20 protein-coding genes are annotated in these 21,979 nt (G+C 62.0%); 3 read left to right on the top strand and 17 right to left on the bottom strand.

Features of this window, described 5'->3' with window-relative positions:
* Nucleotides 1-11: 11 nt before the first annotated feature.
* From AAHK20_RS17175 to AAHK20_RS17145, 7 genes are all read right to left on the bottom strand, one after another.
* Entirely contained in the window at nucleotides 12-617 is a 606-nt protein-coding gene (locus AAHK20_RS17175; protein ID WP_449182686.1) for a TetR/AcrR family transcriptional regulator, read from the bottom strand.
* A 236-nt stretch (nucleotides 618-853) separates the two neighbouring features.
* Entirely contained in the window at nucleotides 854-2,014 is a 1,161-nt protein-coding gene (locus tag AAHK20_RS17170) for a porin (RefSeq protein ID WP_449182685.1), read from the bottom strand.
* Between the two features lie 186 nt (nucleotides 2,015-2,200).
* Nucleotides 2,201-2,920 (bottom strand): ethyl tert-butyl ether degradation protein EthD, encoded by a 720-nt coding sequence (locus AAHK20_RS17165; RefSeq protein WP_449182684.1) that lies wholly within the window; start codon nucleotides 2,918-2,920, stop codon nucleotides 2,201-2,203.
* Nucleotides 2,921-2,962: 42 nt separating this feature from the next.
* The gene (locus tag AAHK20_RS17160; protein ID WP_449182683.1) at nucleotides 2,963-4,414 is read right to left on the bottom strand and encodes an amidohydrolase; all 1,452 of its coding nucleotides are present in this window, start codon (nucleotides 4,412-4,414) and stop codon (nucleotides 2,963-2,965) included.
* Nucleotides 4,411-5,898 carry an amidohydrolase gene (locus AAHK20_RS17155; RefSeq protein ID WP_449182682.1) on the bottom strand — a complete coding sequence of 496 codons (1,488 nt, stop codon included), beginning with the start codon at nucleotides 5,896-5,898 and terminating at the stop codon, nucleotides 4,411-4,413. The genes AAHK20_RS17160 and AAHK20_RS17155 overlap by 4 nt, the downstream gene beginning before the upstream one ends.
* A 100-nt stretch (nucleotides 5,899-5,998) precedes the next feature.
* Nucleotides 5,999-7,312, bottom strand: coding sequence for an MFS transporter (locus AAHK20_RS17150; protein WP_449182681.1), 1,314 nt, complete (start codon nucleotides 7,310-7,312; stop codon nucleotides 5,999-6,001).
* Between the two features lie 200 nt (nucleotides 7,313-7,512).
* Complete coding sequence (locus tag AAHK20_RS17145) at nucleotides 7,513-8,463, bottom strand: LysR family transcriptional regulator (RefSeq protein ID WP_449182680.1); 951 nt, start codon at nucleotides 8,461-8,463, stop codon at nucleotides 7,513-7,515.
* A gap of 186 nt (nucleotides 8,464-8,649) precedes the next feature.
* On the opposite strand from AAHK20_RS17145, the gene AAHK20_RS17140 reads away from it, so the two are divergent.
* Nucleotides 8,650-10,086, top strand: a complete 1,437-nt coding sequence (locus tag AAHK20_RS17140; RefSeq protein WP_449182679.1) for an amidohydrolase — start codon at nucleotides 8,650-8,652, stop codon at nucleotides 10,084-10,086.
* 54 nt (nucleotides 10,087-10,140) lie between these two features.
* On the opposite strand, the gene AAHK20_RS17135 is transcribed toward AAHK20_RS17140, so the two are convergent.
* A complete protein-coding gene (locus tag AAHK20_RS17135) occupies nucleotides 10,141-10,395 on the bottom strand; it encodes a DUF4148 domain-containing protein (protein WP_449182678.1) in 255 nt (84 codons plus the stop codon).
* A 189-nt stretch (nucleotides 10,396-10,584) separates the two neighbouring features.
* Nucleotides 10,585-11,676, bottom strand: coding sequence for a porin (locus AAHK20_RS17130; protein WP_449182677.1), 1,092 nt, complete (start codon nucleotides 11,674-11,676; stop codon nucleotides 10,585-10,587).
* Between the two features lie 280 nt (nucleotides 11,677-11,956).
* On the opposite strand from AAHK20_RS17130, the gene AAHK20_RS17125 reads away from it, so the two are divergent.
* Nucleotides 11,957-12,730 (top strand): IclR family transcriptional regulator, encoded by a 774-nt coding sequence (locus tag AAHK20_RS17125; protein WP_449182676.1) that lies wholly within the window; start codon nucleotides 11,957-11,959, stop codon nucleotides 12,728-12,730.
* Here AAHK20_RS17125 and AAHK20_RS17120 read toward each other — a convergent pair.
* Genes AAHK20_RS17120 through AAHK20_RS17095 form a run of 6 tightly spaced genes read right to left on the bottom strand, consistent with a single transcriptional unit; the run spans nucleotide 12,660 to nucleotide 18,692 of the window.
* Nucleotides 12,660-13,568 carry an alpha/beta fold hydrolase gene (locus AAHK20_RS17120; RefSeq protein WP_449182675.1) on the bottom strand — a complete coding sequence of 303 codons (909 nt, stop codon included), beginning with the start codon at nucleotides 13,566-13,568 and terminating at the stop codon, nucleotides 12,660-12,662. The two genes, AAHK20_RS17125 and AAHK20_RS17120, sit on opposite strands and share 71 nt — an antisense overlap.
* Before the next feature lie 46 nt (nucleotides 13,569-13,614).
* On the bottom strand, nucleotides 13,615-14,724 hold the full coding sequence (locus AAHK20_RS17115; protein WP_449182674.1) for a flavin reductase: 1,110 nt from the start codon (nucleotides 14,722-14,724) through the stop codon (nucleotides 13,615-13,617).
* The gene (locus AAHK20_RS17110; RefSeq protein ID WP_449182673.1) at nucleotides 14,721-15,749 is read right to left on the bottom strand and encodes an LLM class flavin-dependent oxidoreductase; all 1,029 of its coding nucleotides are present in this window, start codon (nucleotides 15,747-15,749) and stop codon (nucleotides 14,721-14,723) included. Before AAHK20_RS17110 ends, AAHK20_RS17115 begins: the two co-directional genes overlap by 4 nt.
* 37 nt (nucleotides 15,750-15,786) lie before the next feature.
* Nucleotides 15,787-16,152 carry a VOC family protein gene (locus AAHK20_RS17105; RefSeq protein WP_449182672.1) on the bottom strand — a complete coding sequence of 122 codons (366 nt, stop codon included), beginning with the start codon at nucleotides 16,150-16,152 and terminating at the stop codon, nucleotides 15,787-15,789.
* Nucleotides 16,153-16,209: 57 nt separating this feature from the next.
* Nucleotides 16,210-17,871 carry an AMP-binding protein gene (locus AAHK20_RS17100; RefSeq protein WP_449182671.1) on the bottom strand — a complete coding sequence of 554 codons (1,662 nt, stop codon included), beginning with the start codon at nucleotides 17,869-17,871 and terminating at the stop codon, nucleotides 16,210-16,212.
* A gap of 32 nt (nucleotides 17,872-17,903) precedes the next feature.
* On the bottom strand, nucleotides 17,904-18,692 hold the full coding sequence (locus tag AAHK20_RS17095; RefSeq protein WP_449182670.1) for an enoyl-CoA hydratase/isomerase family protein: 789 nt from the start codon (nucleotides 18,690-18,692) through the stop codon (nucleotides 17,904-17,906).
* A 279-nt stretch (nucleotides 18,693-18,971) separates the two neighbouring features.
* Here AAHK20_RS17095 and AAHK20_RS17090 point away from each other — a divergent pair, with 279 nt between their 5' ends.
* Nucleotides 18,972-20,024, top strand: a complete 1,053-nt coding sequence (locus tag AAHK20_RS17090; protein WP_449182669.1) for an alpha/beta fold hydrolase — start codon at nucleotides 18,972-18,974, stop codon at nucleotides 20,022-20,024.
* Nucleotides 20,025-20,130: 106 nt separating this feature from the next.
* On the opposite strand, the gene AAHK20_RS17085 is transcribed toward AAHK20_RS17090, so the two are convergent.
* The gene (locus AAHK20_RS17085) at nucleotides 20,131-21,402 is read right to left on the bottom strand and encodes a DUF3443 family protein (protein WP_449182668.1); all 1,272 of its coding nucleotides are present in this window, start codon (nucleotides 21,400-21,402) and stop codon (nucleotides 20,131-20,133) included.
* 12 nt (nucleotides 21,403-21,414) lie between these two features.
* Entirely contained in the window at nucleotides 21,415-21,873 is a 459-nt protein-coding gene (locus tag AAHK20_RS17080; protein ID WP_449182667.1) for a DUF2844 domain-containing protein, read from the bottom strand.
* Nucleotides 21,874-21,979 lie beyond the last annotated feature (106 nt).

Genomic DNA, 21,979 nt, shown 5'->3' with positions numbered 1-21,979 from the left:
TCGGAGCGCCGTTAGCGGGCCGCCACACTCTGCGAGCGCGGCCGTGCCGCCTTGGTGCCTTCCGTATCTGCGCCGCCAAGCAACATATCCGTCATGAGGTCGGCGATCTTCTCGATGTCCCTCAAGTCACCGATGCGCTGATTGATGACGAAACCGTCGAACGCCATCCAGACGACGTGCGAAAGCAATCCTTCACGGACCATCTCTGCCCGTTCCGGCGGCAGGATCTCGATCAGCAGCTCGTTGAGAAACTCCTCGACCTGGACCAGCAAATTGACGGGCTTGCCCATGCCCGATGGCGCACTTGAAAGCGCTTCGATCAAGGCATTCGCAAAGCAATGGTCGGCTGCCGGAATGTCAGACCAGATGCCGGTAAAGACACGATTCAGGCGCGTGCGGGGCGTACGCAGCTTGACCACCGATTCGCGCAGCGCCTGCAACTGATCGTTCAGCCAGGGCTGATAGATCTCATAGAGAATCAGCAGCTTCGAATCGAAATAGACGTACAGATTCGCGACGGTCATGCCCGCGGTGCGGGCGATCTCCGACATGGTCGTGGGCGTATAGCCTTTGCGGCAGAACAGGTCGAACGCGGCCGCGAGGATCGCTTCGCGCATTCCGGCTTTCTTGACTTGCGGCACCTTCGTTCTCTCTATGCGGGTACGGCGCAGCGGGCGGCTTTCAGCGCTGCGCCGTACCTGATTGATCAAGGAAACTTATTCTAACAAGCTCGCCGTCAATAAACGCATGACGCTCATTATTTTCGGCGGTGACGCGCGATACACGGCTGGCGTGCGGGCGAATGCGATCGCGCATTCCCTAGACGGCGCGAGCATCATCACGAACGCGGCCCTCAGAATTTCTTCCGGATCCCGACCAACGCCAGGAACTGGCTGTTGTTACTGGACATCGACGTTTCGTTGAGAATCCAGGCGTGGGCGCTGCCGGCGGCTCTTTGGTAGACGAGGTTGCTGTAAAGGTCGCAAGTTTTCGACAGGAAGTAATTGATGCCTACCGCGCCTTGGTTGTAGTGGGTGTTGCCATTGGCGGCAACGGTGCTCCTCTGGTTCGTGTAGAGATACTCAGCGGTCAATACCGTGGCCGGCGTGAGTTGATAGCGCACGCTGGTTTCGTAGTTGTTGAAGCGCAGGACTCCGCCGACCGTGGCGTCGAAGGCGGCATGGGTATAGACGAAATCCCAGAGCAGGGAGCCGAATGTGTACCCTGCGCCCACGCCCCATACCGTGTGCTTCGCGATGCCGCCGGCCGCAATCGTGGGCAGCGCGCCGTAGGTATTGTCGGAAGCTTCGGCGCCTACCGTATTGATGCCGGGTTGATTGACGGTGAAGAAACCCGCGTCGAGGTGCAGGTAAGCGTTCACGTAGTCGGCGCTGGCGCTCCACAAACGGTTTGTATTGATCTGGCCGGCGAGGTTCGAAAACGCGTACATGCCTTTTGCCGTGAGGCCGGCAATGGTCGGCGTCGTATATTTGATGGCATTGTTCGGACGGAACGTGGCGTTCATGTCGTCGCTGTCGTACGGATGGAACGTGTAGCCCGACATGTAGTAGGCAGCCATTTCGTTACCCACGTCTTCCTGGAACGGCATGTACTGGCGGCCGGCGGTCACCGTGCCCCAACTGTTGTTGCCGATACCCACATAGGCGCTGCGGCCGAACATCCGGCCACCTTGTCCGAGCGTGCCGTTTTGAATGTTGAAGCCGTTTTCCAACCGGAAGGTGACCTTCGTTCCGCCGCCGATGTCCTCGAAGCCGAGCAGCCCCCACCGGTTTGCCGACATCGCGCCGGGCAACGCCTGGACGCCGTGGTTGATGTGGCCATTGGTCGAGCCGAGGTTGGTGGTGTAGCCGATCGCCGAATCGACGAGGCCGTACAGCGTCACGCTGCTTTGCGCATGCGCGGCGCTTGCAACCGCGCCAAGCACAGTGGCGACGGCAAATGCTGTCTTTCGCATTTCAAGGATCCTTTCTAAGTGCCGCTTGAATCGCCCCAAAGAGGTACCGCTCGGAGTCCGGCGTATTGACGCGATTCGCTGACTGAATTGAGATTTCCAAACCACCTAATTAAATAATTAGGGATGCGTAATTATTGGTGTGTGATGTGGGACAGCGTGCGGAACGGGTTCAGATCATTTTTCTCCTTTTGGGTGGGTGGCCGCCCTATTTGAGCGGCCTGCAAGCTATATCGGGAAGGTGCTGGTGATCTGGCTTGGAGCGACTACCGTGGTCGACATCGGGTAGTGGCGGGCTCGTCCGGAAAACGCGGGAAACCGGGCATTGTCCTCGCGCATACGTGCGCGCACGGGTGAGGTCAGCGCTTCCGATAGCGATTGCGATGAAGGAAAAGTCAGCGTGTTCCGCTGCATGTAGTTCACGCGCGTCCACGGCATGGAGTCGCACCAGTCCACGCGCGTAAAAACGTTGACTTGGCGAACGTTCGGGTAGTCGAGCATGATTTGCGGGTGATGCGCGACGTAGTAGGCGAGCCATGCATTGAAGTCTTGGGCGGCGCCGGGGTAGTGCACGAGGTAGCTGCAGAACGAGGATTCGTCAGCGGCTTTCGTCAGCGGAAGGAAGGTCCGCGTGAGCATGGCTTGATGGGTGACGTCGGTCGCCTGGAGCGCCAGCCAGTCATCGGATTGCGCGAGCCGCCAGAGGTAACCGGCTTCGGCGACTTGGGCTTCGAGCGCCTCGATGCAAGCGAACTCGAGGCGCAGGGCCAGTAGTGGCGCAGGTCCGTCATCGTGATAGGTCGCGATGCCGGCGGGGGTGTACACCTCGGCTTTCAGCAATTCGGGCGTGGCTTGAAACATCTCCACAAGTCGCTCTTGATGCTCTGCGCTAACTCGCGCATCCGCATCGCGCTCGTTGAGCGCCGTGATGAAGTAGGAAAACGTCATGAGTGAAGTCCGATGATGTTCTTTAAGGGCGGCGAACTGCCGTCAAGTCAGATTTCTCTTTGACGCACGGTTGCGCAAAGGCGGTGCGAGCACCGCATCGGGAATCGGACATGTGTAGGGGCGTCCCCCTTTGCGCCGCGCATGTTCCGCTTTCGCTGCGTCGATCAACGAGGGTTCGGTCAAGAGGTCAACCGCCGTGGCGGCGAGCACCTTTGCCGCATGCAGCATCCCCTTGTGCGCGGCGGGCAGCTTGCCTTGCGATACGAGTTGCCAGGTGTGCATGTTGGTGCCCACGGCATAGCAAGCGCCCAGGTATTGGGTCGTCGGCACGATCTGGCTTACGTCCCCGACATCGCTGGACCCGGTCAGCGAGCCCTGTTCGTCGGCAAGCGGCAGTGGAATATCGGCAAGTCCGATGGTGTCGGCGGGGCCTCGGTAGGCATCGAGGCATTCATGCAGATCGCTCGGGCTGATGGACTCTGCGAGCCGGGCGGCGAATGCGCGATCGGGCCCGTCGAAGGGAGGAGGGCCAAGCCGTTCCAGGTTCGCCATCATCAAGGCTTCAATCGTCGCGTTGCGCAGGACCTCGGAGCATGCGCGATCGACTTCGACATCGACGGTCGTTTCGGTCATCAATGCGGCGCCGTCGCCAATGCGCCGTACGCGCTCGAATAGATCACGCGCTTGCTCGATGTCAGGCGCGCGAATCACATACAGGACTTCCGCCGCGGCCTGGACGACATTTGCCGCGGTGCCGCCGGCGTCCGTGATGGCGTAGTGGACGCGAGCCTCGGCGGGCATGTGCTCGCGCAGGAAATTCACGCCGACGTTCATCAACTCGACCGCATCGAGGGCGCTGCGCCCAAGATGGGGAGAGGCGGCAGCATGCGACGCGATGCCGGAAAAGCGAAAGTACGCCTGAATCACGGCAAGCGATTTGTATTTGAAGATTCCCGAAAACGGGCCGGGGTGCCAGGTCAAGGCAAAATCGACGTCGTCGAACACGCCTTCGCGGGCCATGTAGGTTTTGCCCGCGCCCCCTTCTTCCGCGGGACATCCGTAGTAGCGGACGATGCCGGGCAAGCCTTGCGAAGCGAGGTAGTCGCGCGTGGCGACGGCTGCGAGCATCGCGCCGACGCCGAGCAGATGGTGGCCGCATCCGTGGCCGCTGCCGCCGGCGCAAACCGGGCACGCTTGCGTCGCAGCGGCTTGCTGGCTCATGTTCGACAGCGCATCGTATTCGCCGAGGAAACCCGCGACAGGGCCTTCATCGCCCGCTTGCGCGACGAATGCCGTGGGCAGGCCGCCGAGGTTTCGCGTGATGCGAAACCCTTCGCGCTCGAGGACTTCGATTTGCGCATCGACTGAAAGGAATTCTTCCCACCGCGTTTCCGCGAGGTCCCAGATCCGATCCGAGAGACGGATGTATTCGTCGCGTTTGGCTTCGACCCGTTGATCGATGAGCGAGATTTGCTGAATGTTTTCGCGCTTCACGCATTGCTCCCCGCGTATTGAACCGGAAACGAACCTCGTACCGAGTTTGCCGGCGCCCGGTCTTGCTTCTTCGGGACCGGTGGCGGGACTTCGGCGGGAATAGGGCACACATAGGGCTCCACGGTTGACTGTTCGCGCAGTTCCGCCTTGGCGTCGTCGAGCAACGTGGGATTCATGTAGAGGGCCGCAGCCGTCGCGGCCATGACCTTGGCCGTTTGCTGCATGCCTTTGTGCGCGATCGTCGACTTGCCCTGGGCGACGAGCTGCCAGGAGTGGAACGGCGTGCCCAGCGCAAAGCACGCGCCGAGGCAGCGGGCGGTCGGGACAACCCAGCTGACGTCTCCTACATCGGTTGAAGCCGGCAAAAGCGATGGCATCCATTCCTCGGGCAACACGCTGTCGTGCAACGCTCCGGCGAGCCGTTGGGCGCCGAAAATCGACAAGCTGCCTCGTGCTTCCGCGGCTGAAATGGCGGCCTGCATGTTCGTTGCGAAACGGTGATCGTCGGCATCGAAGGGCGCCGGCCCAATCGCGAGCATGCGCTGGTACATCAGATCGGACAAAACCTTGTTGGGCCGCATGTTCGACATGGCCCTTTCCACCCGGCATTGCACGGTGGTGTCCGTCATCAATGCGGCGCCGTCCGCAATCTTGTTCAAGCGCTCCAGCAGCGAGTTGATCGTCGACAACTCGGGCGCCCGCAATTGATAGACGACTTCGGCGCGCGCCTGCACCACGTTCGGCGCGGAGCCCCCGGTGTCGTGGAGCGCGTAGTGAAGGCGAGCGTCGCTGGGCATGTGCTCGCGCAGATAGTTCGCTCCGACATTCATCAGCGTCACGGCGTCCAGCGCGCTGCGCCCCAGGTGAGGGGCGGCCGCGGCGTGAGCCGCGACGCCGGAAAACGTGAAGCGTGCGTGAAGCGTCGCGAGGGTCGTCATCGCGTCGATCGCCTGGATGCTTGCCGGATGCCAGGTCAACGCGGCGTCGAGATCTGCGAACACGCCGGCCCGCGTCATGAACGTCTTGCCGGCGCCGCCTTCCTCGGCGGGGCAGCCGTAGTACCGCACGCGTCCCGGAAGCCCGGAGGCCGCGAGCCAGTCCTTGATGGCGAACGCCGACAGTAACGTTGCGCCGCCCAGCAGGTTGTGGCCGCAACCATGTCCGCTACCCGCGTCAACCGCCGGTTGCCGCGTGGCGGTGTTGGCGACCTGGCTCAAGTGGGGGAGCGCGTCGTATTCGCCGAGAAACCCGATGACGGGGCCGCCGTCGCCGGCTTCGGCGACGAACGCCGTGGGGATGCCGGCCGCTTCGCGGGTCATGCGAAAACCGTGGCGCTCGAGTTCGCGTATTTGCAACTCCGCGGACTCGTGCTCCGCATAGGCAGTTTCGGCAAGGTCCCACAGCCGGTTGCTCAGGTGGACACACAGGTCGCGATAGGCTTCGATCCGAGCACCAATCTCTTGATCGATTTCACTGAGTTTCACGAGTTCTCCTGTTGCTTCAAGGCATGAGGGGGCCACCTGCCCTTGCAGGGGCAGTGATTCAATAGCGAATTGAAATAGCTTATGGAGGTGCTGGTCTGCGCTAGACCCCCGCTCGCGCGCGGAGCATGTCGTCGCGTCCCGCCGTCGAGCGATGCCGCGCAAAGAGCGCCAGGACGCCCAGCAGCGAAATCGCGTTCGCTGCCAGCAAATACCAAGCGGGCGACATCGGATCTTGCGTGACGGTAGCGAGCCAGGCGACGACGACTTGCGCGCTGCCGCCGAAGATCGTGGTCGGCACGCTGAAGCAGATGGAGACGCAGGTGCTGCGAATCGCGCTCGGAAAGATCTCGGGAATGAAGCACAGCTGAAACGGCGCCATCAGGACCCTCAGCAGCGTGAGGCCTCCGACCATCAGGAAGAAGACGCTCGAGGTCCCGTTTTGCGTCATCCAGGCGAAAGCGGGGATGATGGCCGCCACCGTCAGGACCTGCGGCAATACCATCCACTTCCGGTTGGGAAATCGGTCATAGATTAATCCGGCGGCCAACGATGCGACGATTCCCACGCCGCCGGTGATGAACCCCACGAGCATCGACGTCGAAGCCGGGAAATGCAGTACCCGCATACCGTAGGTCGTCATGTAGTAGCCGACGACATACACCGTGATCGTCGGCCCGATCAGCACGCTGCACGCGATCAGCAAATCGGAAAGATGATGCCGGACGATGGACGTCGCCAGTTCCGCCGTATCGTTGACGGCGGTTTCGGTATCGAGGGTCTCGTGCAGCCGGCGACGGATGTAGATCCCGATCGGCGCAATCAGAAGGCCGACCACGAACGGCACGCGCCACCCCCATGCGGCCAGCGCGGAAGCCGAGAGCGTCGACGAGACGACATAGCCGACCACGCCGCCGAAGAGCGAGGCGACGCCTTGCGTCGCAAGCTGCCAGCTCGTGTAGAAGCCGCGCCTGTTCGACGCTGCCATTTCGAGCATGTAGGTCGTCGCGGGTCCCATTTCTCCGCCGGCCGAGAAGCCTTGCAACAGGCGGCCGATGACGACCAGGACGGGCGCCGCCATCCCAATCGCCGCATAGGACGGTGTGAATGCCAGGATCGCGGTGCCGGCCGCCATCATCGCGATGGTGAGGGAGAGCGCTGCCTTGCGCCCCGCGCGGTCGGCGTAAGCGCCGATCACCACGCCGCCGATGGGACGGGCGACGAAGCCCACGCCGAATACGGCAACCGAAGCGATGACCTGGCTCGCCGCTGAAAAAGCCGGGAAGAAGGCCTTGCCGATGTACACCGCAAAGAACGCGTAGACGGTGAAGTCGAAGAACTCCAGTGCGTTGCCCAACACCACGGCGATGAAGTCTCCAATCGATGAAGCACCGCCATCGTTTGCTTGATTTGGCACACCCGTCTCCGAATTGGTTTTCCGCGGCACGATCGCCGCCGGTTGAAAAAATAATGACATTCGTTGTTTGTGAGGTCAACGTGTCAAAAATAAATTTTGGACTGCGTATGAATGAATTGATTAATACGCGGCGCATCAGGCCATGCCGCTGCATCACGCAGCAACGAAATGGCGCCCGTCGCGGCCGGCGTGGCGACCGCCTACAGCAAGCACTCGACAGAATGAAAGAGACGCCGCTTGCGTGGATCGTCGGAATTCATCGAGTCGCGAATCACGTTCTTCAGGCACTCGACGAAGCATTTCGCTGCCGCGCTGAGTGGCGCGGCGCGCCGGTATACCAGGCTGGTCTCGGATTCGGCGATGGAGTCGACGAGCGGAAGCACCGACAGTCCTTCCTTGCTGACGAGCTGTTCGGCGAGCGGCCAAGGCATCAGGGTCAACATATCGGTGCTGGCGACGAGTCCCAGCGCTATCGCGCTCGAATGCGAAATATGAATGCGCGGTTCGTGGGCGCGACAGTACTCACCGAAGGCATTGTCCCCGACGATTTCGTCGGCAAAGGAGTCGCGATTCAAGATCCACTCCGCATGCCCCAGTTCTTCCAATGACCGGCAGCCAGCCAGTCGATGTTCCGCTCGCGCGACGACCGCATAGCCGGTGCGAAATAGCGGAACATGAATGAACTCGTCGGATTGATTCATCGCGTTGACCCTGCCTATCGAAAGATCGAGCGTCCCGTCGCGCAACTTCGGCATCGATACGGTCGCCAATCCTTCGAAGAATTCAAGCTTGACCTCTGGCATCTGCGTTTGAAACGCGTTGATGACTTCTCCTAGCAGCGTCAGCCCGACCCACGACACGGCCGCTATCGAAAGCGTCCCGTGCCGGCTGCCCGAGAGCCGCTCCATCTCTTGCCGCGCGCGCGCCAGTTGCCCGACGGTCAGCCTTGCGTGGCCGAGCAGCGTCTGCCCGGCCTCGGTGAGGGTCACACCAGTCGCCTCGCGAACGATCAAGGTGACGTTCAGATCCTCCTCGAGCTCGCGTATCGCCTTCGTGATGGCGGCCGGCGAAAGCCCGCTTGCTCGCGCGGCGTTTCGAATGCTGCCCGTATCGGCAATCGCAACCAGTGCGCGCAATTGATGAAGTTTCATGTGCAATGTATGACATCAAATTTTTGCGGGAGGAGACAACCGGGAGTCAACGACAACACTTTCCTTCACCTGCAAGCGAACCGCTTGCCGACGTACTCTACGCCGACCGCCGTTTGGCAGGTGCGGGTCTGGTCGCAGCCCGCGCGTGTGCAAACGGACTGTCCATCTTGAACAATTGGAGGTGATGTGGAGCACGTCGCACGCGTGAAGGACCTCGTCGAGGCGAAGCAGGAGCGGTACATCGAACTCGCCAACGAAATTTGGGCGCTGGCCGAGATGCGTTATAGCGAGCACCGCTCGGCGGAGCTTCATGCGTCGATGATCGAAGACGCGGGCTTTCGCGTGACGCGGGGCGTAGCCGGGATGCCCACGGCGTTCGTCGCCGAAGCCGGCAGCGGCGGCCCGGTCATCGGGTTTCTTGGGGAATACGATGCTTTGGCGGGACTGAGCCAGGAAAGCGGCGCGCTGGTCTGCCGTCCGGCGGCCGGCGGAGCCACCTCGAACGGCCACGGCTGCGGCCATCATTTGCTCGGGACAGGCGCGCATCTCGCGGCGGTTGCGGCACGAGACTACTTTGCCGCGAACGGTATCGAGGCGACGGTCAGGTTTTACGGATGCCCCGCCGAGGAGGCCGCGGCGGGCAAGACGTTCATGGCGCGCGCCGGGTTGTTCGACGATCTCGATGTAGCGCTGAGCTGGCATCCGTCGGTTGCGAACTCCGTGTTCATGAACGCCACGCTCGCCAACGTGCAGGCTTACTTCCGCTTTCACGGGAAGGCCGCTCATGCGGCGCTGGCGCCGCACCTGGGGCGCAGCGCACTGGACGCGGCGGAGCTCATGAACGTCGGCGTCAACTATTTGCGCGAACACATGCCGGACCAGGCGCGCGTCCACTTTGCGTACATCAATTCCGGCGGCATTTCGACCAACGTCGTGCCTGTGTTCGCGGAGTTGTTGTACACGGTGCGTGCACCGCGCAGTGAAGACGCGCGCGAGCTATTCGAGCGAGTCAAGCAGATCGCCGCCGGCGCCGCATTGATGACCGGCACCCGGCTTGAAATCGTTTTCGACAAGGCCTGCTCGAACGTGTTGCACAACGACACGCTCGACGCGGTATTGGACAGGAATATGCGGGCGCTCGGCGGCTTTGACGTCAGCGACGACGATGTCGAACTCGCCAAGCGGATTCAGCAGACGATCGCGCCCGACGATTTCGAAAACAGCTCGCGTCACTTCGCGGCGGCGCTTCGGGACCCGCGGCCGATCGTCACCGAAATCCAGCCCTATCGGGCCGACATGGTGCGTCCGGTCACTGGCTCGACCGATGTCGGCGACGTCACCTGGGTGGTGCCGACGACACAATGCCTGACGGCATGCTTTGCTTGGGGAACGGGGTTTCATTCCTGGCAAATGGTTTCGCAAGGAAAGGCGACACTGGCGCATCGGGGCATGTTGATGGCCGCGCAGACGCTGGCCGCCACCGCAATCGACCTGGTCCGGCAGCCCGAGGTGCTGAGTGAAGCGAAAGCGGAACTGCACGAAAAGCGCGGGCGGCAACCTTATCGTTGTCCGATTCCGCCGGAGGTTTTGCCTCCGCCCGCACGCGCTCAGACGTTGAGCTAAACGAGGTAACGGGGGCCGTCCTTCAGAACGAAGATGTCTTGGACGCCCCGCTCGCTACTGCGCAGGTTCCGCCGATATCCCTTGCGCTGCACGTTTCGCAGCGAGACGCGTCTGTGCGGCGAGAACATCGTTCGGGTAGGTGTTGTACCGGGCCGAATTGGCTCGATATCCCGTCGCCACCCAATCGGCGAGTTCCTGCTTGACCTGTGCGCGACTGACTTGCTCGCCGGTCGATGCTTGGGCGAATGCGGCGCCAGGAAGCAACACGAGGGCTGCCGCGATCGTCGACATTGTTAGAGACATGTTCATGATCACACTCCCAGCGAGGCGTTGAAGGAGGACGGCTTGGCCTCGCCTCACGAAGTATAGGTGTCGATGTGTGGCATCGGAAAGGCCAAGCAAGCAACAGATTGAATCGCGCCAAACAATAGCGGTGGTGAGGTTGGGGCCCTCGAATCAAAGAATGCGCGTGAAAAATAAGTCCGATTCGTTCGATGCCTAAAAGAGGTGCTGGATCCCCACGGAGACGCCGGTCGTCGAGCGCCCGGATGCCACGCCCGCGCCCGTGAGTGAAGCGAGGGCGTTGGCGCCCGATGCGTGCTGGAAAGTCACCTGCTGGTAGACGGAAGTCTTCTTCGAAAAGAGGTAAGTGTTCGAGAGCGTGATGGTCTTCCAGTTTCCGCCGTCGAGGTTTTCCACCCATCCGCCGATCGCGATGACGTCGTCGGGCCTGACATTCCAGTTCGCGCCGGCGTCGATGGTGTTGGCGTTGCCCTGGCCCGTGGACAGCGTGATGCGCGACTGCGTGAAGGTGGCGTGGACCAGAACTTTCGTGAACTGATACGACGCGCCCAGCCCCCAATCGACGAGCTTGTTGGCCACTAAGCCTTCGGCCTGACGCAGCGGCGTGCCAAACAGGGCCGGCAGGCCAATGAAGCTCGAAAGCTCCAGAAAGCGGTTGTTCTCGTTCGCATAAGTTGCGGCCAGACTCAGGGGGCCGGACTTGTACTGAACGAAGAAGGAGTAATCCCTGCTCTGGGCGAAATTGCCGGCCACATTGCCGAACGCGAATTCCGCCCCCGTGGAGAACCCGCCGAAGGTCGGGCTCACATACTTCACTGCGTTGTTGAACTGGTAGAAGTTGGCGACTTCGTCGAGGTTGCCTTCGTGAAGCGAGAGAATATTGCCAAGCAGAAGCGGCGTTTGGTAATTGGCCAGAACGTCGTACATGAAGCTCGGCTGGTGACCGAGCGTCAATGTGCCGTAGCTGTCCGACTGCAATCCCACGTAGGATTTTCTGTTGAACAACGTGCCCGGGACCAGCGCCTGGCCGCTGTTCAGCAGGTACTCGTTCTGAAGATCGAAGATGGCATGCAGTCCGTTACCGAGATCCTCGGTTCCCCTCAGACCGAAGATATCGGGCGCGTGCGTATTCTCCTCTTGATAGAGGGCGTGTCCTCCGACGTTGCTGATGTACTGCACGGCGGTATCCGCAATGCCATACAAGGTCACGCTCGACTGCGCATTTGCAGCACTGCTTACGACAAGCGCGATACCTGCGCCTACCACTCTACGTCCAAGAATTGCCATTAGCTTGACTCCGATGCGGTCGCTATTCTTCTGGTTTAAACAAGTGGAAAAGATGAAAAGTAGTAGTACTGAAAAATCAACCGATAAAAAATCGAGATCGTCACAGGGTTGCTGGCATCGCCCGCGATTGTCTCCGTCTTGCCGGTCTTGCATTCAACAATAATGAATGACATAATTTCTGTTGAATACTATAGGGGCGCGCCGCTAGAGGTGTCAACGTGGCGGCCGTCCGTGAAAACCCGGTGCGGTGTTTATTGGTGACTTTCATAGGGCTAAAAAGATGACCAATGCGACTGCGAGGCGCGGCATTCAATCTGTCGAGATTGCATTCCGAATCCTTTCTTCGTTGCAGACGAGTGTGCGAGCGCTGCCTCTCAAGGAGATTGCTGCGTTGTCGGACCTGTCGCCGAGCGCGACAAGCAACTACATGATCAGCCTCGTGCGAACGGGGCTGGTTTCCGCGGACGAGAAACCCGGGTGCTACAAGCTCGGCCCCGCATCGCTCGCGCTGGGCATGAGCGCAATCAACCAGCTGGACGGATTCGATGTCGTCCGGCGCGAGGTGATCGCGCTGCGGGATGCAACGCTTAGCGGCGCGGCCGTGACCGCGTGGACCGAGGATGGGCCCGTTAGCCTCTTCAAGCAGGAAGGGACGACGCGCAGCATTCTCGAACTGAGAACAGGCCTGATCCCCCTCGTCACGACGGCAGCGGGCAAGCTGTTCATCGCGTGCCTGCAGGCTGCCCGCACAGACGATCTCATCGGCCGCGAGCTCTCCGAGGGACAGGGGGGAACGCCGGCTTCCTTGCGGGAAGAGGCGGTCGCTGAATTGCGCGAATGCGGCTTCACGACGGTTCATCGCGCGGACCTGGGTTACGTGTCGGTCGCCGCCCCTATCTGGGACAGGGACGGGGAGTTGCGTTTTGCCATCAGTCTCATCGGCACGCCCGCTACTCTGAACACGGATGTCGAGGGCAAGGAGGTCAAGGCGCTGCTGGAGAGCGCGGTTCGGGCCACGGTTGCGTTGGGCGGAAAGGCGCTGCGGCTGCCGTGAGCACAACGGAGTTGAATGTTCCGGGTGCTTCGATCTTCGGCATGTGGCCGATTGCGTCGAGCACGTGAAGCGCCGATTTGCGGGCTGCCTCGTGGATGGGCCGCGCGTGCTGCTCAAGCGGCGCGACGCGATCGAGGCTGCCCACCATGACGGAGACCGGCGCCTGCACTGAAGCCATCACCGAGGGCGTGTGCGTGGAGAAGAGCATGTCCACGGCCTGCTGCCAGCCTGTCGGTGTCACCGAGTCTCTGAGCCTCGCGACGAGCGCGCGAACGAGCGGGGCGGCATTCGGAGCGATGAGCGCATCGACCACGGCGGCGCGCGCCTCGGCCGACTGCGCCGCGCCGCTTCGCATCAGCGCTTCTCGTGCCGCGTCGCGTTCGCTGCCGGTGAGATGGCCTCGTGCAACATTGGGCGCGCTCAATACGAGGGCGTGCGTGGCTATCGGATACCGCGCTGCAAACGTCGTCGCGATGACGCTGCCCCACGAACTGCCTACGACGGTGGCGCGCGAGATGTCTAGCGCGGACATCAGCGCCATGAGTGCGTCGGCATAGTCCGACGCGGTTGGCGCGCCGATCGTGAACGGGCTGCTTTGACCGTAGCCGGGGGCATCCCAGGCAACGACCCGATGGTGTTGGCTCAGTGCGGCGAGTTGCGCGCGGTAGCCTGCGGAACTCGAGCCGATGCCGTGCAGCATCACGATTGCGCTTGCGTGCTTTTCGCCGGCAGTTCGGTAAGAGAGGACCCGGTTACCGCTCAGCGTGGGAAGGTCCACGTGCACCTGTTCGCGCTCGGGCAACGTCGATTCAAGAAGTTGGCTGTCTGCTTCAGTCATGATTGGAGTGTGGCCGGAGTGAAAAGCGCCTTGAGCGAATCCCGTTTCACGCTGCGCTCAAGGCAGCGGAGATTTCGTTCGCAGCGGCCTTGAGGGCTTCCGCACAAGGACCGTCTGGAGCGGCATCGAATTGCTCGGCGGGACCGATCGCCGTCAGCGCCAGCACGGCCATCCCGTTCGGCGAAAGAATCGGCACGCTGATGGCGTTGGCGAGCACGCGGTCGTCGTAGAACGGGCCGGGGCGCCGCGTCGCGACATGCGAGGTCTTGACGGTTTCCAATACGCTGGCGAGCGATTCCGCGGTGAGAGGCAGGTCGTCCGGTGCTCGGCGCTCGTTGTCGCGCAGCTCCGCCGTCACGAACCGGTCGATGGCTTCGGGCGGAAGAAAGGCCGCCAGCGCCAATCCCGAAGCCGACGACGTCACGGGCAGCACGAGCCCCAGCGGCAGATCGGCAGCCACGGGCGTCGCCGCGGCTTGCCAGGCGATGACCGTGGGACCGTGATTGCCCCAGGCGACGAGCGCAAGCGTCTTGTCGAGGGCTTGAGCCAGCCGCAGCATGGTGCGGCTCGCGAGCCGGACGGCATGGGGCTGCGATTTCATCGCTCCCGCAGTTCCGACCGGCGCGTGGCCGAGGTCGTGCGGGTCGGCGACCAGATACTGCCCGCCGCCGAAGACGAGGGGCCGCTTCGCGCTCTGGCGTATGCAATCCACCGATCCGACGAAGATCACATGATCGCCGCCCGGATAGCGCGAGACCACCTTGCACTCGAGCCAGGCGCTGCAGTGGCGCAATAGCGGCAGCCCGTCGACCCCCAAGTCGTAGTCGATGCCCGAGAACTTGTCAGGCGAGCGGGCTGCAAAGTGATTGGCGACGTCGTATTGATCTTCGGCCAGGATGTTGATGGTAAATCGCTCTGCATCCCTAAACGCCGGATGGCTTCCGGCGGAGGTTGCCTGGCTCCACAAGACGAGGGGCGGATCCAGCGAGACCGACGAGAACGAGTTGGCCGTGAGGCCGTGCATTTTCCCTTCGGCATCGCGCGTGGTGATCACGGTGACGCCGGTGACGAACGACCCCAGCACGTCCCTCAGTTGGCGTTTGTCGAACGTCGTAATGGCCGGGCGGTCGTGGTCCGACGGAGGTCTTGCGTTCATGCCAGGACCTTTTCCTTAAGCGACTCGCCGAAGGCCGGCATGACGTTCTCGTGGAAGAGGCCGATCGACGTCTTCGCTTCGGCAACGGACATGTCGCCGAACATGAACGATCCGATCAAGTAGTTGAACCCGCCGTTGTGCGCCTGCTCCAGAAGCTTTTCGCGCACGGTTTCGGGACGGCCCACGACCGCGAGGCCCGATTCGATGAGCGGCTCGAACGTCGACGGAAGTTTTTGATTGACCGGCTCCGTGCCGTGCTTCTTCCAGAGCTTGAAGAAGTTCGGATAGAAAACCGACCATGCGCGCTTGCCGATTTCCAAGGCTTCCTGATCCGTTTCCGCAACGACGATGTAGCGATTCACTCCCATCAGCGGCTCGGCGTCCGACGCATGCCGCTTGGCAAACTCCTCGCGATATCGATCGGTGATCGCCTTGACGCGCTGGATCGGGCCGCCGCACACGATGTTCATCTTTTCCTGCGCGGGCCACACCGTCGACTCCGGCGAAGCCAGTGCGTACCAGGTCGGAGGCGGAGTCTGCAGCGGCTTGAGTTCGATCGGCATGTCCTTGAATTGCCAGAACGCCCCTTGGTAGTCGAGGGTATCCGAGCTCAAGAACCGCTTGATGATTTCATAAGCCTCGATGTATCGGGCCTGAGCCGTAGCCGGATCGATGCCGAGCGCTTCGATCTCGTGGGGCGAGGCGCCCCGGCCGACGCCATATTCGAGGCGGCCGTTGCTGAGGTGATCGAGCATGCAGATCTCTTCGGCAAGGCGCACGGGGTGATGGATCGGAAGAATATAGACGAGCGGAGACAGGCGCAGTTTCTTGGTCCGCTGCGCGGCGGCGGCAAGAAACACGCTTTGCGACGGGCAGGCGCTCAGCGGTGTCGAATGGTGCTCCGACATGTGATAGCCGTGGAAACCGAGCTTGTCGTAAAGCTCGATGAGTTGCAGCCTGTCTTCGTACTGCTTATTGATAGGCAGGCCGTTGCGGTCGTTCTGATCAAAGATGCCGAACTTCATCGACGTTCCAATATAGAGAATTGAGCGGACTTCCGGCTTAGCGCGCGGAAGACTTGCTGAATACCTGAAAGACGTTTTCTTCAGGGTCCTTGTAAGTGGCGACGACGCCATGGCTTCCCATGTCCCGCTGTGCAAGCAGCTGGCCGCCGGCGGACAGGATCTTTTGCTGCAGTTCTTCCCGGGCTTCGCCCGCAACCTGGAAGACGGGCACGGCGCCGACGGCCCCCGTCGCCGCTTCCTCCGCGGAACTCAACGCGAACGCGCTGCGGTGCTGACGGAATTGAGTCCACTTGTTCTCGTCGCGAAACTGGACCGGCAAGCCGAGGGCCTGCGCGTAGAATGTTTCCAGCCGGCCGACATCCTTTGCGACCAAATACACGGTTTGCAGATCGACTTCTGCCATCGGAATACTCCGGAAAATAGGGGAATGGGATCAGTGCGGTTTCGCTATCGACGCGCGTCACGCAGTCTGTTGTTCCTTCAGATCGAGCGCCTCGCTCATGATTTGCCGGATCCGGAATTTCTGGATTTTTCCCGTCACCGTAGTCGGAAACGAGTCGACGAACCGGATGTACTTGGGGACCTTGTAATGCGCAATCCGTCCCTTGCAAAAGCCGCGCACAGTCGTTTCGTCCAGCGATGCCTCAGGCTTGGCGACGATCCATGCGCAGAGTTCCTCGCCAAAGTGCGGGTCCGGCACGCCGACCACTTGCACGTCGAGCACACCCGGGCAGGTGTAGAGAAACTCTTCGATTTCGCGGGGGTAGAGGTTCTCGCCGCCGCGAATGACCATGTCCTTGATTCTCCCGACGATGTTGACGTAGCCGTCCGCATCCATCGTGGCGAGATCGCCTGAGTGCATCCAGCCTTCGGCGTCGATGGCCTCGCGCGTCTTGTCCTCCTGGTTCCAGTAGCCGAGCATGACCGAGTAGCCGCGCGTGCAGAGTTCCCCGGGCTGGCCGCGCTCGACGGTCTCTCCGGTCGCCGGGTCGACGATCTTGATCTCCAGGTGAGGCAAGACCTGGCCGACCGTCGAGACGCGCTTGTCGATTGGTGTGTCCGTCATGCTTTGGCAACTGACGGGGCTCGTTTCCGTCATGCCATAAGCGATGGTGATCTCGGACAGATGCATGTCGTCGACCACCCGTTTCATGATCTCGATCGGGCAGGGCGAGCCGGCCATGATGCCGGTGCGCAGGCTGCTCATATCGAATTGCGCGAAGCGCGGGTGATTGAGCGCGGCGATGAACATGGTCGGAACCCCGTGCAGCGCCGTGCATCTTTCGGCCTGTACCGCTTCGAGAACGGCTTCGGCGTCGAACCGCTCCGACGGGTAGACGATCGTCGAGCCGTGGGTCAGGCAAGCCAGATTGCCCATGACCATGCCGAAGCAGTGGTACATCGGAACGGGCACGCAGACTTTGTCTACGTGTGTGAGCCGCATGCACTCGCCGACAAAGAAGCCGTTGTTCAGGATGTTGCGATGACTGAGCGCTGCGGCTTTTGGAAGCCCCGTCGTCCCACTCGTGAACTGAATGTTGACGGCGTCGCCCGGGCGCACGTTACGACGTACGTGCTCGAGCAAAGCGCGGTTCGCGCCGGGAAGCGCGAGCAGTTCCGAGAATCGTCGTGCGCCGGGTTCGTCGGCGCAGCCGTCTTCGTCGATCCACCAGATCGTTTCGAGGCTTGGCAGCCGGGCTTTGCCGAGTTCCCGCAGCATGTTCAGATACTCGCTCGACTTGTATCGAACCATCGTCACGATGGCCTTGCAGCCGACGAGGTTCAGGGCGTGCTCGAGTTCCGAAGTCTGGTAGGCGGGGTTGATGTTCACGAGGATCAAGCCGGCCTTCGCGGTGGCCAACTGCATCAGCAGCCAGGCGATATTCGTGTGCGACCAGATGCCGATCCGATCGCCCGGCTCGAGCCCAGACGCGAGAAGCGCAGCCGCGAGGCTGTCCGACTTGTCGCGCAGTTCGGCGTAGCTGAACTGGATCCCTTCATGCCGGCTGATGACCGCAACGTGGTCGCCCATCTTGATCGCGATGTCGTCGAACGCGTCGCCGATGGTCTTGTCGATTAGCTGCGGGGTGTGCGCTCCGCTCGCATAGGAAGGCGTCTTCATCAATCTCTCTGGCTGTTGACCCGAACCACGGCTTATTTGCCGAGAAAAACGACCGGGGCCGGTTCTACGCCGCGGGCAACGGCTTCCGCGCGGGCAGTGCGTCCTTTTCTGGCGTCTTCCGTCTTGTGCAGGCCCATGGTGAGGTCGAGGATCAGTGCATCGGCGGCCGGCACGCCACCGCCCGACCAGGCCTTGAGAAGCGAGCGAATAGCGCTGTACGAGCGCGTGGGGCCGTTGGAAAGCTTGTTGGCGAGATCCTCGGCGAAGCGCTCGACCTGATCCTCGCCGACGACGAAGGCGGCTACGCCGAGCTGGCCGGCGGTGACGCCCGACATCGGTTCGCTCAGCATCACGTAACGCGCGGCGTAAGCGCGTCCCGCGCGTTCGGCCAGACGCTGCACGCCACCGGCGACGGGCGCCGAGCCAACCGATGCCTCAATGTTCTGGAAGGTCGCGTTTTCGGCGGCGACGATGAAGTCGCAGGCGAGCGCCAGCTCGAACGCGCCGCCGAAGGCCGCGCCGCGCACGGCGGCGATGGTCGGAATCTGGAGTGCCTCGATCTGCCGGTAGGTGTGGTGCATCTGCGAGATGAACGTCCTCCAGTCATCGAATTCCTTGTCGATGAAGTCGAGAACGTCGCCGCCCTTACTGAAGTTGGGGCCCTCGGCGCGGATCAGGAGCGAGCGGATGTCGGTCTTGCTGGCTTCGCGGACGGCGCTTTCGAGGGCGTCGGCGAAATCTGCCGCGATCAGATTCAACGGAGGATTGGCCAATACGATGTGACCGACCTTTTCGCGACGCTCGAAGTAGATGCTGCTCATTGAAAGGAATCCTTAATAAATGATGGCGATCCGAAAAATCTTGACGTCTCATGCCTGCCGTACGTGAACTCCTAATTCAACAATATTGAATGCGTACAGCATGGTTGTATATTAGGATGCGGAGATGGGCATGTCAACCCGGTCATCCACGCCCCTTTTGTGTCGCAATGTATCCAGGGCCGGATGGGATACAAAACCATTCACAAGCACGGTTGGCTTGACACAAGCCAGATACGCCCGCACGGTCTAATGACTCCGACCCAACAAGGAGAACGACTCATGTCGAACGAGATCAACAACCGTCGCCGGCGCTTTTTTGGGGCGGCAGTCGTCAGCGTCGGTGCGATGGAATCCATCTTGAGCGGGCTCGTGCACGCGCAATCCGCGCAAGCGAGCGAGCCTTCCAGCAACGCGAATACATCAACATCGAACGCGGTGTTTACCGACATCAAGCAGATCAACGCCGGCGCTTTGAATATCGGCTATGCGGAAGTCGGGCCGAGTCATGGCCCGGTCGTCCTCCTGCTTCATGGCTGGCCGTACGACATTCAGAGCTACGCCGATGTCGCGCCTCGGCTTGCGGCGGCGGGGTATCGCGTGATCGTTCCGTACCTGCGCGGCTACGGGACGACGCGCTTTCTCTCCAGCGAAACGGTCCGCAACGGTCAGCAGTCGGTGGTCGCCGTCGACATCATCGCGTTCATGGATGCGCTGAAAATCCAGAAGGCCATCATCGGCGGTTACGACTGGGGCGCGCGCACGGCCAACATCATCGCGGCGTTGTGGCCGGAGCGTTGCAAGGCGATGGTGTCGGTGAGCGGTTATCTGATCGGCAGTCAGGCAGCCAATGCGGCGCCGCTGCCGCCGAAGGCGGAGCTGGCTTGGTGGTATCAGTTCTACTTCGCGACGGAGCGGGGCAAGCTCGGCTACGAAGCGAATCGGCACGACTTCGCAAAGCTGATCTGGCAACTGGCCTCGCCGAAATGGAACTTTAGCGACGCGACCTTCGACCGAAGCGCAAAGTCTTTCGACAATCCGGATCACGTCGCCGTCGTGATCCACAACTACCGCTGGCGGTTGGGTCTCGCGGAGGGCGAGCCGCAATACGACGAGCTGGAAAAGCGTCTCGCCACGGCGCCGGTGATTGCCGTGCCGACGATCACGCTCGAAGGCGACGCCAATGGCGCGCCTCATCCGCAGCCGGAGGCGTATGCGAAGAAGTTCTCGGGCAAATACACGCATCGGACCATCACGGGCGGCATCGGCCACAACTTGCCGCAGGAAGCGCCGAAGGCGTTTGCGGACGCCATCATCGAGGTCGCCAGTTATTGATTTCTTGCGCGAGGCGCGAGACAACCCATGAAAAAAGGCACGACGTCGTCGTGCCTTTTCGTCTTGGCGAGTCAACGCACTACAACGCGTTGACGAACCGCCGCTATCAGAACGCGACGTAAGGCCCAGTGCCGCCAGGCGTCGAATGGCCCTGAATCGCCGTGTACACCGTGCGGCCAAGGAAGAACGGCAGCCCCAGATCCATGAGCTGGCCGGTGCCGAACGTCGCAGTGAGCGGGGTCGCAGACGTCGAATCGGCGGCGAGCGAATTTTGCACCCAGTCTCCGGTCGCGTGCAGCGTCGCTTCGCTGACGATATCGAATTTCACCGCCGCGTTGGTGCCGTTCACCCCCTGCACCGTCCCCGACATCACCCACGTCGTCGCGGGACACAGCCAGTTCGTGCCGGTGCAAACCGGGAGCCCGGTGTTCGCCACGAAGTAGCCGTTCGAGCCGCTATCGACGATCGTAAACGGCGTCGACGTGCCGTTCAGAGTCGAGTTGAAGAAGTGCGTGTCGGTTTGTGTCGTGAAGACCTGCGCCGAACCCAACTGGTTATTCGACTGCGTGCCGATGCCGAAGGTCAGCGTGCCTGAGATGGATGGCGCGGTCGTCGCCACGGCCGGGAGCTGCAGCGCGACGCCGTTGTTGTCGGTCGCGAAGTGCGCCACGGGATTGACGACCAGCGAGCCGGCCGGCGTCAAGATGGGCGAGCAGGCTGTCGACGACGACGTGCACGAGTAGTACGACGGCGTGCCGGTCGTGCTCGTCGTGCAGCTCGGGCAGTCTGCGTCTTGCGTGCCGATGCCGAGAATGCCGTTGGCGCCCATGTTCGAGGGCGTGTCCATGGCCTGCACGCCGGTGCAGTTGCTGGCCGGCACGGGGCCGACCGAGTCGCCGGCGATCTGCACCGGGATGTTCGACGCCGTTTCGCTCGCGAGCTTCACGTCGAGCATGCGGACCGAACCCCACGTGTAGCCGCTGCCGAACTCGGCGCACTCGGCGAGCGAGCCGCCGCCGGTCGCCGTCGCGGGCGCGAGCGCCGCCATGGTCGAGTTCAGCACCGATGCTTGGAGGCGCAGTCCCGACGAGCCGGTATCGACGAGTACGTTGGGGATGATCTGGCAGTTCGTCGTGTTGGGAACGCAGATCGTCACGCTCGTCATCGGCACGTTGGGCGCGTTGGTGAACGGGTTCGCGCTGATGGTGATGGCTTGCTGGTTGCCCGCCAATACCGGCGTGGGCGTCGGAGCCGGCGTCGACGTGGTCGAGCTTGAATTGGCGGTCGTGCCGCCGCCGCCACCGCCGCCGCCGCATGCGGTCAGAGCGAGCGCCGCGATCAGCGCGGCAAAGGGCGCGAGAAGGCGAGTCATCTTCATGTCCGCGCCTCCTTATTGAATCGCGCCGGCAGCGACGCCAGCGGGCAGGGCGTTGGGCAGATAGGCGTGGCCGCTGAAGGCGCCGGGCCGGCCGCCGACCTGCGCGACCAACCCCGCTTGATTGACGATGACCACGCTCAAACCGCCGTTGGCTTTGCGGTAGTCGGCCGCGCCTTGTTGCAGCGGTCCGTAGTAGCTGCCGAACAGCTCGGTGAGGTTGGGCATCGACGGACCGCTCCAGCTCACCGCGAAAACGGCGCCGCTCGCGACGTACTCGCGCACGACGAGGCCATCGCTGAAGGTCGTGACATCGACCGTGTAGCCTGACGCGGCTTGTGTCGCGACGCTGGCCGAAGCGGTGGGGTGGAGGTTGGCGGGGGTGGAGGGGCTACCTCCAAGTGCGGCGTGCGCCGCGGACGAAAAGCAAAAGGAGGCCATCGCGGCGCAGGCCGCGAATTTTGTAATGCGCATGAAAACCCTCGTAAGCCATTTATTTTGTAAAGGTCCGCCCGGTGTCGAGCGGGGCCCAAGAGGGAATTACGGCGAAGATTTGGAAATATTTAGGGGTAGATGCCGA

Source organism: Trinickia camelliae (genome assembly GCF_053525655.1).
The sequence above is the reverse complement of the archived record's forward strand: the minus strand, read 5'-3'. Positions and strand labels throughout refer to the sequence as shown.